Source organism: Pseudomonas sp. Wu6, assembly GCF_019891515.1.
Taxonomy (GTDB): domain Bacteria; phylum Pseudomonadota; class Gammaproteobacteria; order Pseudomonadales; family Pseudomonadaceae; genus Aquipseudomonas; species Aquipseudomonas orientalis_A.
In genome coordinates this window covers 36986-51807 of the sequence record NZ_JAFLXH010000008.1, presented here as the reverse complement: position 1 = coordinate 51807, position 14822 = coordinate 36986, and the positions used below count along the sequence as shown (strand labels likewise).

The window sequence follows — 14822 nt, the reverse complement described above, 5'->3', positions numbered from 1 at the left end:
TCATGGATATTAAACGCACGATCCTGATCGTCGCCCTGGCAATCGTGTCCTACGTCATGGTCCTGAAATGGAACCAGGACTACGGCCAGGCTGCCCTGCCGACTCAGAATGTTGCTACCAATCAGGCTGCGCCGGCTATTCCGGACACCCCGCTGGGTAACAATGCGTCCGCGAGTGCCGATGTTCCCAGCGCGAATGGCGAGACAAGTGCCCCGTTGGAAACGCCAGTTGTCACCAACAAAGACCTCATCCACGTTAAAACGGATGTGCTCGACCTGGCGATCGACCCGCAGGGTGGCGATATTGCCCAGCTGAAGCTGCCGCTTTATCCACGTCGCCAAGACCATCCGGATGTTCCGTTCCAGCTGTTCGATAACGGCGGTGAACGTACTTATCTGGCGCAAAGTGGCCTGACCGGCACCAATGGTCCGGACGCTCGTGCTACCGGTCGTCCGATTTATTCGACCGAGCAGAAGAGTTATCAACTGGCTGATGGCCAGAACCAGTTGAACGTCGACCTGAAATTCAGCCTCGACGGCGTCAATTACATCAAGCGTTTCAGCTTCACCCGTGGTTTGTACGATTTGAAGGTCACTTACCTGATCGACAACACCAGCGACAAGGCCTGGAGCGGCAACCTGTTTGCCCAGCTCAAGCGTGACGCCAGCTCTGACCCTTCTTCCAGCACCGCCACCGGCACCGCGACTTACCTGGGCGCCGCCCTGTGGACAAGTAACGAGCCGTACAAAAAAGTGTCGATGAAAGACATCGACAAGGGCGCGCTGAAAGAAACCGTTCAAGGTGGCTGGGTAGCGTGGCTGCAGCACTACTTCGTGACCGCGTGGATCCCGAACAAGGGTGAAGCGAACCTGGTGCAAACCCGCAAGGACAGCCAGGGCAACTACATCATTGGTTTTACTGGCCCGGCGTTGACCGTCGCACCAGGTGCCAAGGCTGAAACCAGCGCCACCCTGTATGCCGGCCCGAAAAGCCAGGCGGTACTGAAAGAGTTGTCCCCAGGCCTGGAACTGACTGTGGATTACGGCTTCCTGTGGTTCATTGCCCAGCCGATCTTCTGGCTGCTGCAACATATCCACAGCATCGTCGGTAACTGGGGCTGGTCGATCATCTTCCTGACCATGCTGATCAAGGGGATCTTCTTCCCGCTGTCGGCCGCCAGCTACAAGTCGATGGCGCGCATGCGTGCCGTGGCGCCGAAACTGGCTGCGCTGAAAGAGCAACATGGTGACGACCGGCAGAAAATGTCGCAGGCCATGATGGAGCTGTACAAGAAAGAGAAGATCAACCCGCTGGGTGGATGCTTGCCGATTCTGGTACAGATGCCGGTATTCCTGTCGCTGTACTGGGTACTCCTGGAAAGCGTGGAAATGCGCCAGGCACCGTTCATGCTGTGGATAACCGACCTGTCGATCAAGGACCCGTTCTTTATCCTGCCGATCATCATGGGCGCAACCATGTTTATCCAGCAGCGTCTGAACCCGACTCCGCCGGACCCGATGCAGGCCAAGGTAATGAAAATGATGCCAATCATCTTCACCTTCTTCTTCCTGTGGTTCCCAGCGGGCCTGGTACTGTACTGGGTAGTCAACAACGTGTTGTCGATCTCCCAACAGTGGTACATCACACGTAAAATCGAAGCGGCTACCAAAAAAGCCGAGGCGTAATTTACTCTGTGGATAACCACTCAAGACGCCCCCTAGTGGGGCGTTTTGCTTTCCGACACTTTACTTCTGGAACCTGCTGATGAGCGCTCCCCGTGAAACCATCGCTGCTGTAGCAACCGCTCAAGGTCGCGGCGGCGTCGGTATCGTTCGAATTTCCGGGCCGCTCGCCAGCGCGGCCGCCAAGGCGATCAGCGGACGGGAGTTGAAGCCGCGGTTCGCCCATTACGGTCCGTTTCTGGATGGCGACGCAAGTGTGCTGGACGAAGGCCTGGCGCTCTACTTCCGGGGGCCAAACTCCTTCACGGGTGAAGATGTACTGGAACTGCAGGGCCATGGTGGTCCGGTTGTCCTGGACATGTTGCTGCAGCGTTGTCTGCAATTGGGCTGCCGCCTGGCCCGTCCGGGTGAGTTCAGCGAGCGCGCATTCCTCAACGACAAACTCGACCTGGCTCAGGCCGAGGCGATCGCCGACCTGATCGAAGCCAGTTCTGCACAGGCTGCACGCAACGCATTGCGTTCGTTGCAGGGGGCGTTTTCCCTGCGTGTGCATAACTTGACCGAGCAGCTGATCAGCCTGCGTATCTATGTCGAGGCGGCCATTGATTTTCCTGAGGAGGAAATTGATTTCCTCGCCGATGGCCACGTTCTGGCAATGCTGGACAAGGTCCGTGATGAGTTATCCACAGTGTTGCGCGAAGCCGGGCAGGGTGCATTGCTGCGTGACGGCATGACCGTGGTGATTGCGGGGCGACCCAATGCCGGCAAGTCCAGCCTGCTCAATGCATTGGCGGGACGCGAAGCAGCCATCGTTACCGAAATTGCCGGTACCACTCGCGACATCCTGCGCGAACATATCCACATTGATGGCATGCCGTTGCACGTGGTCGATACGGCAGGGTTGCGCGACACCGACGACCAGGTGGAGAAGATTGGCGTGGAACGCGCGCTCAAAGCCATTGGCGAAGCCGACCGTGTGTTGTTGGTGGTGGACGCCACCGCCCCTGAGGCGGTGGATCCTTTTGCGTTGTGGCCGGAATTCCTCGAGCAACGGCCAGACCCAGCCAAAGTGACCCTGATCCGGAACAAGGCCGACCTGACGGGTGAAACCATCGCGATGCAAACCAGCGAGGATGGCCATGTGACTATCAGCCTGAGTGCCAAATCCGCGGGTGAGGGCCTGGAGTTGCTACGTGACCACCTCAAGGCCTGCATGGGCTACGAGCAGACCTCGGAAAGCAGCTTCAGTGCACGCCGCAGGCATCTGGAGGCGCTTCGCCATGCCAGTGCGGCGTTGGAGCACGGGCGAGCACAGCTGACCCTGGCGGGCGCCGGAGAGCTGCTGGCTGAGGATTTGCGTCAGGCGCAGCAGCTGCTAGGTGAGATTACCGGCGCATTCAGCTCCGATGACTTGCTTGGCCGAATCTTTTCCAGTTTCTGTATCGGCAAATAGCCAGGTCTTTACCAGTTATAGGACACCGTACCCAACAGGGTGCGGCTGTCACCCCAATAGCAGCGCCCCGCATCGTTGCAACCGGACACATACTCCTTGTCGAACAGGTTCTTCGCGTTCAGGTCCACTGACCAGTGCGGGTCGATCTGATACCCCACCACGGCATCCACCAACGTGACACTGCCTGCATCCAGCTTCCCGTAGAGCGTCGGTGCCGTGTAGGAAAAAGTGCTGTCGAAATAACGCACACCTCCCCCCACGGACAGGCCCTTGAGCTGACCCTCCAGGAAACGGTATTTGCTCCATACCGAAGCCTGATTGCGAGGAACGCCGGTCATCTGGCGCCCTTCGACCAGGGAGGTGGCGGAATCCTTGGTAATCCGCGCGTCAGTGTAGGTATAAGCCGCCGTTACGTTCAGGTTGGGCGTAAGGTTGCTGTTGATTTCAACTTCGGCGCCCTTGGCGCGGCTCTCACCCACCTGACGATAGCTGTTGGTGGTGGCATCCAGGTAGGTGTCGTCCTGTTTGCGCAAGTCGTACACCGACAGCGTCATCGCCGTGTCCCAGCCGATCGGCTCGTACTTCACACCCGCTTCATATTGGCTGCTGGTGATGGGTTTCAACGGGGCGCCGGCATTGGAAATCTGCTGGACCGGAACGAATGCCGTGGAATAGCTGACATACGGCGTGAGGCCGTTGTCGAACTGGTACATCACGCCACCTTGGTAGGTGAACTTGCGGTCTTGACTGCCGGTGTTGCTGGCCTTGTTGACCTTGTCGCGGAAATCGCTGTCGACCCAATCCTGCCGCCCCCCGAGCAGGAACAGCCAGTGATCATACTTGCTCTGGATCTGAGCGTATGCGCCTTTCATCTGTTGCTCGAGCAAGGTGTTTTGCACCGCGATCGGCGTGAGCGGTTCGCGCAGGTACACCGGGTTATACACATTGATGGTACCGGCGAAACCGGCGTCCCAATCCTGGTTGAACGAGGTGCGGTCGTAACTGGCGCCTAACAACACGGTGTTTTCCAATGCGCCGATATCGAATTTGCCCTCGAGCTGGTTATCCAGGGAATAAACCATGGATTTGTTGTAGCGATCGTAGGCGGTCATGTTCAGCTGAGTACCGAAGCCCCGATTATTCAGTGCGCTCGGCCAGGTTTCATGGCGGTTGATGCGTGACTGCATGTACCGGGAATTCTGACGGAACTGCCAGTCGTCGTTGAAGCTGTGGCTGAACTCGTAACCGGTGCTCCAGGCTTCGCGCTCAAAGGTATTCCAATCCGGGTCGCCGAGCATGGTGTGCTTGGACAGTTTACCGTTGGGATTAGTAAGCAAAGTGCCTGCAGCTGGCAGGCCGAGTTCCAGGTTGGTGTGGTCCTTCTGGTAGTTGGCCAGGAGGGTCAGGGTGTTGTAGTCGTCGAAATTCAGGGTCAGGGAAGGGGCGATGTAAACACGATCATCCGGTACATGGTCGGTCTGCGTGTCGGATTTGCGGCCCAGCATTACCAGGCGGCCGAGAACATTGTCGCTGTCATTGAGCGGACCGGAGATATCCACACCCAGTTGGCGTCGGTTGTTTGAGCCATACCCCAATTGCACCTCGCCGCGCGGGTTGGCGGTCGGATGTTTGCTCACCAGGTTGACCAAGCCGCCCGGTGCGTTCTCACCGTAGAGCAGCGAAGAAGGACCGCGAAACACTTCGACCCGCTCCAGACCATACGGCTCGCTGGTGGTGTCGTACCGATTACCTTGCACACGTAGTCCGTCTCTCAACAGGCCGTAACCGTAGTCCGTGGCGTTGAAGCCTCGAATGAAAAAGAGATCGCCCGCCAGCCCGTCGCCCGCAGCAAAAGGCGGCGCGAAGATGCCGGGTACGTAACCCAGCACTTCGGTCAGTGTCTGCGATTTCTGATCCTTGATACGTTGCCCGGTCACCACCGATACCGAACGGGGTGTCTGCGACAGAGGCGTACTGGTTTTGGTGCCGACCCGGCTGTTCTGGGCCTTGTAGCCCACATCCCCCGCTATATCCTGATTGAAGCCATCCGGTTGATAAGCACTGACGGTGGTGGGTGCGAGCGTGAGCTGGCCCGTAGGGACTGTGTGCAATCCATAGCTGCCGGGAGCCTGGGCGACGGCTTGCAACCCGGAATTCTGCAGCAGCAGGGCGAAACCTTGATCCACCGAATAATCACCATTGAGTCCGGAAGTGGTCAGCCGTGAAGTCTGTTGTGGCGAGAAGGACAGGATCACATTGGCCCGGGCGGCAAACTGGCTTAACGCACTGTCCAGGGGACCGGCTGCGATGACGTAGTGCTGGGTGGTGCTGGCGGCCATGACCCCTGTGGATAACAACGTACCGCCGGTGCTGGCAAGCAGCAGGCCGTAGGTGATGGCATGGCAGGAAAGTCGCTGACGGAGCGGGATGGAAAGGCGCATAGATGGGTAAGCCCTGAAGGTAGCGTCGTGATTACCTGAAGGGCCGTGCGTGATAAAAAAAAGATAACCCCCCTGAGGATTATTTTTTATCAACCGATCCGGTTAACCGACACCCAGTAGCGCGTGAAGTACTTCACCCGGATCGGCAGGGTCGCTTGCAGGTTGGCCAGTACCGCGTCGGTTGAGTCCAGGCGGAACGCGCCGGAAACGCGCAGTTGAGCCGAAGCCGGATCACAGTTCAGCACGCCCGGCCGATAGCGCGCCAACTCATCGATGACATCGCCGAGTCTGGCATCGAGCACGATCAATTGACCGTCCGCCCAGGCGGCTTGCGCCACGCCATATCGCTGGGGGAGGCTAATCGTGTGTCGATCAAAATCAGCGCTTTCCCCAGCTCCGAGGGTCTGGTTGTGGTCGGGTTGATCGCCCGGGGACAAATTGACCCGATCTTCCAGCACACCGACCCGGGTGAAATCCGGCAATTGGCGGACAGTAAACCGAGTGCCCAGTGCCTGAACCCGCCCGTGGCGAGTCTCCACATACAAGGGCGTGTTGGCGCCACGTTTGCCACTGTGGATAAGTACTTCACCTTCACGCAGGCGAATCAAGCGTTGGCGTGAGTCGAACATCACATCAATGGCTGTGCTGGTGTTGAGATCAACCTGAGTGCCGTCGGCCAGTTCGACCCTTCGATGTTTACCCACAGGCGTGCGGTAGTCGGCCCATACGTTACCCACGGACGTGTGTTGTTGAATGTTCCAACCCAAATACCCGCTGCCGCCCAGTACCAGCATCCACTTGAGCACCTGGCGGCGCTTCTGCGTGCTGGTCAATGCGCGGCGTGTGAAGTCCTGGGGCAGGGCGCCAAGGCTGCGCTGCAACTGCTCCAACTGGTTCCAGGCCGCCTGATGGGAAGGGTCGCCATTGAGCCATTGTTGCCAGGCCAGCCGATCAGCCGGCGTCGGCGATTGCGCCTGGAACTGCACATACCAACTGGCGGCCGTCTCGAATGTCTTGCGATCAGGGGCGGGCATCAGAGACTGGCCATGATCAGTGAACACTCGGTCAGGGCACGGACCATATGTTTCTTCACAGTGGTCAATGACACCCGCAGTTGATCGGCGATCTGTTGATAAGTCAGCCCCTCGATCTGCGACAGCATGAAGATCCGTCGAGCACGTTCGCCCAAGCTGCACAGTGCCTTATCCACAGCCACCAGGGTTTCGATAATGATTGCCTTGTCTTCTTCACTGATGGCGGTGGCTTCAGGACGCTCGGCCAGGGTTTGCTTATAAGCCTGCTCAATGGCGTGCCGGCGATAGCGATCAATCACCAGGCCCCTTGCAATGGTCGCCAGATAATCCCGTGGCTCAAGGATCTGCACGGCGTCGCGTCCACCCAGGATACGCACGAACGTATCGTGGGCCACGTCGGCTGCATCGCAGGCGTTATGCAATTTGCCTTTGAGCCACCCGTGTAACCACGAATGGTGTTGCTCATAGATGCGCTGCACAGCTGCCGTGTGTGAAGGAGGGGACATAGGCGCGACGAGGTAGGTTAATGATAATCGCTATTATTAACTGCCCTCGTGTGTTCCCACAATAGCCGTCTTGACCGCGAATCCGCGTTGAATCCCTATGCTGGTCGACATTGAATCAGCCGTTTCTGTGGATTAAGCCCTGTGAATAACCGCCCTTGTGCCCGGTTGATAACCACGCTTGAAACCTGAGTAAAAATCCGCCTGTGGATAACCACCTGTTTAATCCACAGGCTTAAAGCACTTATCCAAGCCCCTCATTGGCACATGACCACAGACTTTTGAATCCCTGTACACGACGTAGATAAAGGCCTGTAGAAATCTATCCACAGAAAAGATGCTCAGTAGAAATAAACATAAAAACAAAGATTTAATAAATTTCTCTCTTTTAATTTCTATTGTCCGTGATCCATCCACAGCTGGTTAAATTTTGTGCAAAGGGTTCTTTAGGCAGGGCGAAGTCCCTATACTTGCCGCCATAAGCTGCAAAACTCTTTCAACCAACAATTCCTGATTACCTACATAAGCAGGCACGAGGTGCGTGGTGGATTTCCCTTCCCGTTTTGAAGTGATCGTCATCGGCGGCGGTCATGCCGGTACCGAGGCAGCACTGGCGTCAGCACGCATGGGCGTAAAAACCCTGTTGCTGACGCACAACGTGGAAACCCTCGGCGCCATGAGTTGCAACCCTGCCATTGGTGGCATCGGCAAAAGCCATCTGGTCAAGGAAATCGATGCCCTTGGCGGCGTAATGGCCATGGCAACCGACAAAGGTGGTATTCAATTTCGCGTGCTCAACAGCCGCAAAGGCCCGGCCGTACGTGCCACTCGTGCACAAGCCGACCGTATTTTGTACAAGGCCGCGGTACGTGAAACCCTGGAAAACCAGCCGAACCTGTGGATATTTCAACAGGCCGCAGACGACCTAATCGTCGAGCAGGACCAGGTACGCGGGGTTGTCACGCAAATGGGCCTGCGCTTCTTCGCAGAATCCGTGGTGTTGACCACCGGGACCTTCCTTGGCGGACTTATCCACATCGGCATGCAGAACTATTCCGGTGGTCGCGCCGGTGATCCGCCGTCGATTGCCCTGGCACACCGTCTGCGTGAATTGCCGCTGCGCGTGGGCCGCTTGAAAACCGGCACTCCGCCGCGTATCGACGGACGTTCCGTGGATTTTTCGGTGATGACCGAACAGGCCGGCGATACGCCGATCCCGGTCATGTCTTTCATGGGTTCCAAGGAGCAGCACCCCAAACAGGTCAGCTGCTGGATTACCCATACCAATGCGCGTACCCACGAAATCATTGCTGCGAACCTCGACCGTTCGCCGATGTATTCCGGGGTGATCGAAGGCATCGGCCCGCGTTACTGCCCGTCGATTGAAGACAAGATCCATCGCTTTGCCGACAAGGAAAGCCACCAGGTGTTTATCGAGCCCGAAGGCTTGACGACTCACGAGCTGTACCCGAACGGGATTTCCACTTCCCTGCCGTTCGACGTGCAAATCCAGATCGTGCAGTCGATTCGCGGCATGGAAAACGCCCACATCGTTCGCCCTGGCTACGCCATCGAGTACGACTATTTCGATCCGCGTGACCTGAAATACAGCCTGGAAACCAAGGTGATCGGTGGTTTGTTTTTCGCCGGGCAAATCAATGGCACCACCGGTTACGAAGAAGCCGGCGCCCAGGGTTTGCTGGCCGGTACCAACGCTGCACTGCGAGCACAGGGCAAAGACAGCTGGTGCCCGCGTCGCGATGAAGCGTATATCGGCGTGTTGGTCGACGACCTGATTACCCTGGGCACCCAGGAACCGTACCGGATGTTCACGTCCAGGGCCGAATATCGCCTGATCCTGCGCGAAGACAACGCCGATCTGCGCTTGACCGAAAAAGGTCGCGAGCTGGGTTTGGTCGATGACGCGCGCTGGGCGGCCTTCTGCAAAAAACGCGAGAGCATTACTCTCGAAGAGCAGCGCTTGAAGAGCACCTGGGTTCGTCCGGGTACTGAACAGGGTGATGCGATCGCCGAAAAATTCGGCACGCCGCTGACGCACGAATACAACTTGCTCAACCTGCTATCGCGTCCGGAGATCGATTACGCCGGCCTGGTCGAAGTGACCGGCGGCGGCGCAGAAGATCCACAGGTCGCCGAACAGGTGGAAATCAAGACCAAATACGCCGGTTACATTGATCGCCAGCAGGACGAGATCGCTCGCCTGCGCGCCAGTGAAAACACCAAGCTGCCTGTGGATATCGACTACACCGGCATTTCCGGGCTGTCGAAGGAAATTCAAAGCAAGCTGGGGATAACTCGGCCGGAAACCCTCGGCCAGGCTTCACGTATCCCCGGCGTTACCCCGGCAGCGATTTCGCTGTTGATGATTCATTTGAAAAAACGCGGCGCGGGCCGTCAGTTGGAGCAAAGCGCTTGAGTTCGTTGGTCACCTCGCAACACGCCGAAGAGTTATCCACAGGTGCGCGCCAGTTGGGCGTCGACCTGACCGAAGCCCAGCACGCCTTGCTGATGGGCTACCTGGCCCTGTTGATCAAATGGAACAAGGCTTACAACCTGACCGCAGTGCGTGATCCGGACGAAATGGTCTCGCGCCATCTGCTCGACAGCTTGAGCGTGATGCCGTTTATCGAAAACGGTCGCTGGCTGGACGTCGGCAGCGGCGGCGGCATGCCTGGCATTCCGCTGGCCATCCTGTTTCCCGAGTCGCAAGTGACCTGTCTGGACAGCAACGGCAAGAAGACCCGCTTCCTGACCCAGGTCAAACTCGAACTCAAGCTGGACAACCTGCACGTTGTCCACAGCCGCGTCGAAGCCTTTACGCCTGAACAGCCCTTCAACGGAATTGTTTCCCGGGCGTTCAGCAGCATGGAGAACTTCAGCAACTGGACTCGCCACCTGGGCGACCACGACACCCGCTGGCTGGCAATGAAGGGCGTCCATCCAAGCGACGAGCTGTTAGCATTGCCGGCGGACTTCCACCTCGATAGCGAACACGCCTTGGCCGTACCCGGTTGCCAAGGCCAACGCCATCTGCTGATACTGCGCCGCACGGCATGATTGGGAACACAAGCAAGAATGGCTAAGGTATTCGCGATAGCGAACCAGAAAGGTGGCGTGGGTAAGACCACCACCTGCATCAACCTCGCAGCATCCCTGGTCGCGACCAAGCGCCGGGTGCTGTTGATCGATCTCGATCCACAGGGCAACGCCACCATGGGTAGCGGTGTGGATAAACACGGCCTGGAAAACTCGGTCTACGACTTGCTGATTGGCGAGTGCGACCTGGGTCAGGCCATGCACTACTCCGAGCACGGCGGTTATCAACTGCTGCCGGCCAACCGCGACCTGACGGCGGCGGAAGTGGTGCTGCTGGAAATGCAGATGAAGGAAAGCCGTCTGCGCAGCGCCCTGGCGCCCATCCGCGAGAATTACGACTACATCCTGATCGACTGCCCGCCGTCGCTGTCGATGCTCACGCTCAACGCCCTGGTGGCCGCCGACGGGGTGATTATCCCCATGCAGTGCGAGTACTTTGCGCTCGAAGGCTTGAGCGACCTTGTGGATAACATCAAGCGTATCGCCGAATTGCTCAACCCGAACCTGAAAGTCGAAGGCCTGCTGCGGACCATGTACGACCCGCGCCTGAGCCTGATGAACGATGTGTCGGCGCAGCTCAAGGAGCATTTCGGCGACCAGCTCTACGACACGGTGATTCCACGCAACATCCGCCTGGCCGAAGCGCCAAGCTATGGCATGCCGGCGCTGGCCTACGACAAATCATCCCGTGGCGCCATTGCCTACCTGGCGCTGGCCGGTGAGATGGTGCGTCGCCAACGTCGCAATTCACGCACCGCTGCAGCCCAGCCAACTTAAGGAATCCCCATGGCCGTCAAAAAACGAGGTCTCGGACGTGGACTGGATGCACTCCTGAGTGGTCCGACCGTCACTTCGCTGGAAGAGCAAGCGGTGCAGGCCGACGAGCGTGAGCTGCAGCACCTGCCGCTGGACCTGATCCAGCGCGGTAAATACCAGCCGCGCCGGGACATGGACCCGCAGGCACTGGAAGAGCTGGCCAACTCGATCAAGGCCCAAGGGGTGATGCAACCGATCGTGGTGCGCCCCATTGGCGGCGGCCGCTTTGAAATCATCGCCGGCGAACGCCGCTGGCGCGCCAGCCAGCAGGCGGGCAAGGACACCATCCCGGCGATGGTGCGCGACGTGCCGGATGAAACCGCCATCGCCATGGCGCTGATCGAAAACATCCAGCGCGAAGACCTCAATCCGATCGAAGAAGCGATCGCGTTGCAACGTCTGCAGCAGGAGTTCCAGCTGACCCAGCAACAAGTGGCCGAGGCGGTGGGCAAATCCCGCGTGACCGTGTCCAACCTGCTGCGCCTGATCGCGTTGCCGGAAGTCATCAAGACCATGTTGTCCCACGGCGATCTGGAAATGGGTCACGCCCGTGCTTTGCTCGGTTTGCCGGAAAATCAACAGGTTGAAGGGGCGCGACACGTTGTCGCACGCGGGCTTACCGTTCGTCAGACCGAAGCCCTGGTTCGTCAATGGTTGAGCGGCAAACCTGCACCGGTCGAAACCGTCAAAACTGATCCGGACATCGCGCGCCTTGAGCAGCGCCTGGCCGAGCGCCTAGGCTCTGCGGTACAAATTCGCCACGGCAAGAAAGGCAAAGGGCAATTGGTCATCGGATATAACTCTCTCGATGAGCTTCAAGGCGTCCTTTCCCACATCCGTTGAAACATTCGCTGAAACATTTGCTCATGTAGCGTGTGATCGGAAATCACTACCCGGCAGTTGAATAGGGGCTGAACCGCCCCTATACTCTGCGCGCATTTTGTCGGCACAAAGTATGCCAAGTTATTGATTTCCGGCAGCCGACCATTGAGGAGCAAGAGTGATGGAAACCCGCACGCCAAACACGTTGCCGTTCCATCGCTTGGCTGTTTTTCCGGTTTTATTGACGCAACTTGTCGTTTTGCTGATCGCCGCGTTGGCGCTTTGGTACTGGCATGGAGTCGTAGCCGGATATTCAGGACTCTGCGGAGGCCTGATAGCCTTGCTGCCCAATATGTATTTTGCTCACAGGGCCTTTCGGTTTTCCGGCGCCCGAGCAGCCCAGGCCATCGTCCGGTCTTTTTATGCCGGCGAGGCGGGGAAACTGATTTTGACGGCAGTGCTGTTCGCACTGACCTTTGCAGGTGTGAAGCCATTGGCGCCGCTGGCTGTATTCGGCGTCTTCGTGTTGACCCAATTGGTCAGCTGGTTCGCTCCCCTGCTAATGAAAACAAGACTTTCGAAACCTTAGGGCGTTTGAGGCAACCATGGCAGAAACAACCGCTTCGGGCTATATCCAGCACCACTTGCAGAACCTGACCTTCGGTCAGCTTCCCAACGGCGGCTGGGGCTTTGCCCACACCGCAGCAGAAGCCAAGGAAATGGGTTTCTGGGCCTTCCACCTGGATACTCTGGGCTGGTCGGTCGCATTGGGTCTGATCTTCGTCCTGATTTTCCGCATGGCGGCAAAAAAGGCGACTTCCGGTCAGCCAGGTGCTTTGCAGAACTTCGTTGAAGTATTGGTCGAATTCGTCGATGGCAGCGTGAAAGACAGCTTCCATGGCCGCAGCCCGGTGATCGCACCGCTGGCACTGACCATCTTCGTCTGGGTGTTCCTGATGAACGCCGTCGACCTGATCCCGGTTGACTGGATTCCTCAGCTGGCCATCCTGATCTCCGGCGATGCGCACATTCCGTTCCGTGCCGTATCGACCACTGACCCGAACGCTACCCTGGGCATGGCCCTGTCGGTGTTCGCGTTGATCATTTTCTACAGCATCAAGGTCAAGGGCATCGGCGGCTTCATCGGCGAACTGACCCTGCACCCGTTCGGCAGCAAGAACATCTTCGTTCAAGCCCTGCTGATCCCGGTGAACTTCCTGCTGGAATTCGTGACCCTGGTTGCCAAGCCGATTTCCCTGGCCTTGCGACTGTTCGGCAACATGTATGCCGGCGAGCTGGTGTTCATTCTGATCGCTGTGATGTTCGGCAGCGGTCTGCTCTGGCTTAGCGGCCTGGGCATCGTTCTGCAGTGGGCGTGGGCTGTGTTCCACATCCTGATCATCACCCTGCAGGCCTTCATCTTCATGATGCTGACCATCGTCTACCTGTCGATGGCGCACGAAGAGAACCATTAAGACCAGTCTCGACTAGTCTGATGTCCTTCCCGGTGAAACGGGAAGGTGGCCCAACAGGGCTATGAAACGATTTGTTTTACCGCTTTAAAATCTAAAAAACCTAAACCATACGACGTAAAAGTCGGGAGGAAAGATGGAAACTGTAGTTGGTCTAACCGCTATCGCTGTTGCACTGTTGATCGGCCTGGGCGCCCTGGGTACTGCCATTGGTTTCGGCCTGCTGGGCGGCAAATTCCTGGAAGGCGCAGCGCGTCAGCCGGAAATGGTTCCAATGCTGCAAGTTAAAATGTTCATCGTTGCCGGCCTGCTCGACGCCGTGACCATGATCGGCGTTGGTATCGCACTGTTCTTCACCTTCGCGAACCCCTTCGTTGGTCAACTCGCTGGCTGATCACTCGACTTTTCGAGTGATTGGGGTGATGGACAACGAATGAGCGAGGTGTTGGCGTGAACATTAATGCAACCCTGATTGGCCAATCCGTTGCGTTCTTCATTTTTGTAGTGTTTTGCATGAAGTTCGTGTGGCCTCCGGTCATCGCGGCTTTGCACGAACGTCAGAAGAAGATCGCGGACGGTTTGGACGCTGCCAGCCGTGCAGCTCGCGACCTGGAGTTGGCCCACGAGAAAGTGGGTCAGCAACTGCGCGAAGCTAAAGCACAGGCAGCCGAGATCATTGAGCAAGCCAAGAAGCGCGGTAACCAGATCGTCGAAGAGGCTGTTGAAAAAGCCCGCGTCGAAGCTGACCGTGTAAAGGCTTCGGCTCATGCCGAGATCGAACAGGAACTGAACGGCGTCAAAGACGCGCTGCGTGCCCAACTGGGTGCTCTGGCGGTCGGCGGTGCCGAGAAGATCCTCGGTGCCACAATCGATCAAAACGCGCACGCGGAGCTGGTTAACAAACTGGCTGCTGAAATTTAAGCGAGGGCGATCATGGCAGAACTGACCACGTTGGCCCGACCTTATGCTAAGGCAGCCTTCGAGCACGCCCAGGCCCACCAGCAGCTGGCCTCTTGGTCAGCCATGCTCGGCCTGGCTGCAGCAGTGTCGCAAGACGACACCATGCAGCGCGTGCTCAAGGCCCCGCGCCTGACGAGCGCAGACAAGGCCGCCACTTTTATTGAAGTGTGCGGCGACAAGTTTGATGTGAAAGTGCAGAACTTCATCCACGTCGTTGCCGAAAACGACCGTCTCCCGCTCTTGCCGGAGATTGCCGCTCTGTTCGACCTGTACAAGGCCGAAGCAGAGAAATCGGTAGACGTTGAAGTGACCAGTGCTTTTGCATTGAACCAAGAACAGCAAGACAAACTCGCCAAGGTTCTCAGTGCACGACTCAATCGGGAAGTGCGCCTGCAAGCTTCGGAGGACGCATCCCTGATTGGTGGTGTCGTTATCCGTGCCGGCGACCTGGTTATCGATGGCTCGATTCGCGGAAAAATCGCGAAACTTGCCGAAGCATTGAAATCTTGAGTTTGAAGGGGC

At 57.7% G+C, this 14822-nt stretch carries 14 protein-coding genes; 11 read left to right on the top strand and 3 right to left on the bottom strand.

Translation table 11 applies throughout. The annotated features are described in order from the left end of the window. Nucleotides 1-2: 2 nt before the first annotated feature. Both yidC and mnmE read left to right on the top strand, forming a co-directional pair. Nucleotides 3-1685 carry a membrane protein insertase YidC gene (gene yidC / locus J1G34_RS07635; protein WP_065894368.1) on the top strand — a complete coding sequence of 561 codons (1683 nt, stop codon included), beginning with the start codon at nucleotides 3-5 and terminating at the stop codon, nucleotides 1683-1685. Between the two features lie 79 nt (nucleotides 1686-1764). Beyond that, on the top strand, nucleotides 1765-3135 hold the full coding sequence (mnmE, locus tag J1G34_RS07630) for a tRNA uridine-5-carboxymethylaminomethyl(34) synthesis GTPase MnmE (RefSeq protein WP_222993715.1): 1371 nt from the start codon (nucleotides 1765-1767) through the stop codon (nucleotides 3133-3135). Nucleotides 3136-3143: 8 nt separating this feature from the next. Here the strand turns inward: mnmE and J1G34_RS07625 are convergent, their stop codons facing one another. The 3 genes from J1G34_RS07625 to J1G34_RS07615 form a co-directional block, all read right to left on the bottom strand. After that, nucleotides 3144-5576 carry a TonB-dependent siderophore receptor gene (locus J1G34_RS07625; RefSeq protein ID WP_222993713.1) on the bottom strand — a complete coding sequence of 811 codons (2433 nt, stop codon included), beginning with the start codon at nucleotides 5574-5576 and terminating at the stop codon, nucleotides 3144-3146. An 89-nt stretch (nucleotides 5577-5665) separates the two neighbouring features. After that, entirely contained in the window at nucleotides 5666-6610 is a 945-nt protein-coding gene (locus J1G34_RS07620) for a FecR domain-containing protein (protein ID WP_065894364.1), read from the bottom strand. Next, entirely contained in the window at nucleotides 6610-7116 is a 507-nt protein-coding gene (locus J1G34_RS07615) for a sigma-70 family RNA polymerase sigma factor (protein WP_065886696.1), read from the bottom strand. Before J1G34_RS07615 ends, J1G34_RS07620 begins: the two co-directional genes overlap by 1 nt. 541 nt (nucleotides 7117-7657) lie before the next feature. Between J1G34_RS07615 and mnmG the strand changes: the two genes are divergently transcribed. From mnmG to J1G34_RS07570, 9 genes are all read left to right on the top strand, one after another. After that, a complete protein-coding gene (gene mnmG / locus J1G34_RS07610; RefSeq protein ID WP_065897870.1) occupies nucleotides 7658-9550 on the top strand; it encodes a tRNA uridine-5-carboxymethylaminomethyl(34) synthesis enzyme MnmG in 1893 nt (630 codons plus the stop codon). After that, nucleotides 9547-10191, top strand: a complete 645-nt coding sequence (gene rsmG / locus J1G34_RS07605; protein ID WP_065894363.1) for a 16S rRNA (guanine(527)-N(7))-methyltransferase RsmG — start codon at nucleotides 9547-9549, stop codon at nucleotides 10189-10191. Before mnmG ends, rsmG begins: the two co-directional genes overlap by 4 nt. Before the next feature lie 18 nt (nucleotides 10192-10209). Then, nucleotides 10210-11007: a ParA family protein gene (locus J1G34_RS07600; RefSeq protein ID WP_057725767.1), complete on the top strand. Its 798-nt coding sequence runs from the start codon at nucleotides 10210-10212 to the stop codon at nucleotides 11005-11007. Nucleotides 11008-11016: 9 nt separating this feature from the next. Continuing rightward, the gene (locus J1G34_RS07595; RefSeq protein ID WP_065894359.1) at nucleotides 11017-11889 is read left to right on the top strand and encodes a ParB/RepB/Spo0J family partition protein; all 873 of its coding nucleotides are present in this window, start codon (nucleotides 11017-11019) and stop codon (nucleotides 11887-11889) included. Between the two features lie 160 nt (nucleotides 11890-12049). Beyond that, nucleotides 12050-12457 carry a F0F1 ATP synthase subunit I gene (locus tag J1G34_RS07590; protein ID WP_065897804.1) on the top strand — a complete coding sequence of 136 codons (408 nt, stop codon included), beginning with the start codon at nucleotides 12050-12052 and terminating at the stop codon, nucleotides 12455-12457. A 16-nt stretch (nucleotides 12458-12473) separates the two neighbouring features. Then, nucleotides 12474-13343, top strand: a complete 870-nt coding sequence (gene atpB / locus J1G34_RS07585) for a F0F1 ATP synthase subunit A (RefSeq protein WP_057725770.1) — start codon at nucleotides 12474-12476, stop codon at nucleotides 13341-13343. Nucleotides 13344-13476: 133 nt separating this feature from the next. Beyond that, complete coding sequence (atpE, locus tag J1G34_RS07580; RefSeq protein ID WP_002555987.1) at nucleotides 13477-13734, top strand: F0F1 ATP synthase subunit C; 258 nt, start codon at nucleotides 13477-13479, stop codon at nucleotides 13732-13734. A gap of 56 nt (nucleotides 13735-13790) precedes the next feature. Next, complete coding sequence (locus J1G34_RS07575) at nucleotides 13791-14261, top strand: F0F1 ATP synthase subunit B (protein ID WP_003195835.1); 471 nt, start codon at nucleotides 13791-13793, stop codon at nucleotides 14259-14261. A gap of 12 nt (nucleotides 14262-14273) precedes the next feature. Beyond that, entirely contained in the window at nucleotides 14274-14810 is a 537-nt protein-coding gene (locus J1G34_RS07570; protein WP_015886646.1) for a F0F1 ATP synthase subunit delta, read from the top strand. Nucleotides 14811-14822: the final 12 nt, after the last annotated feature.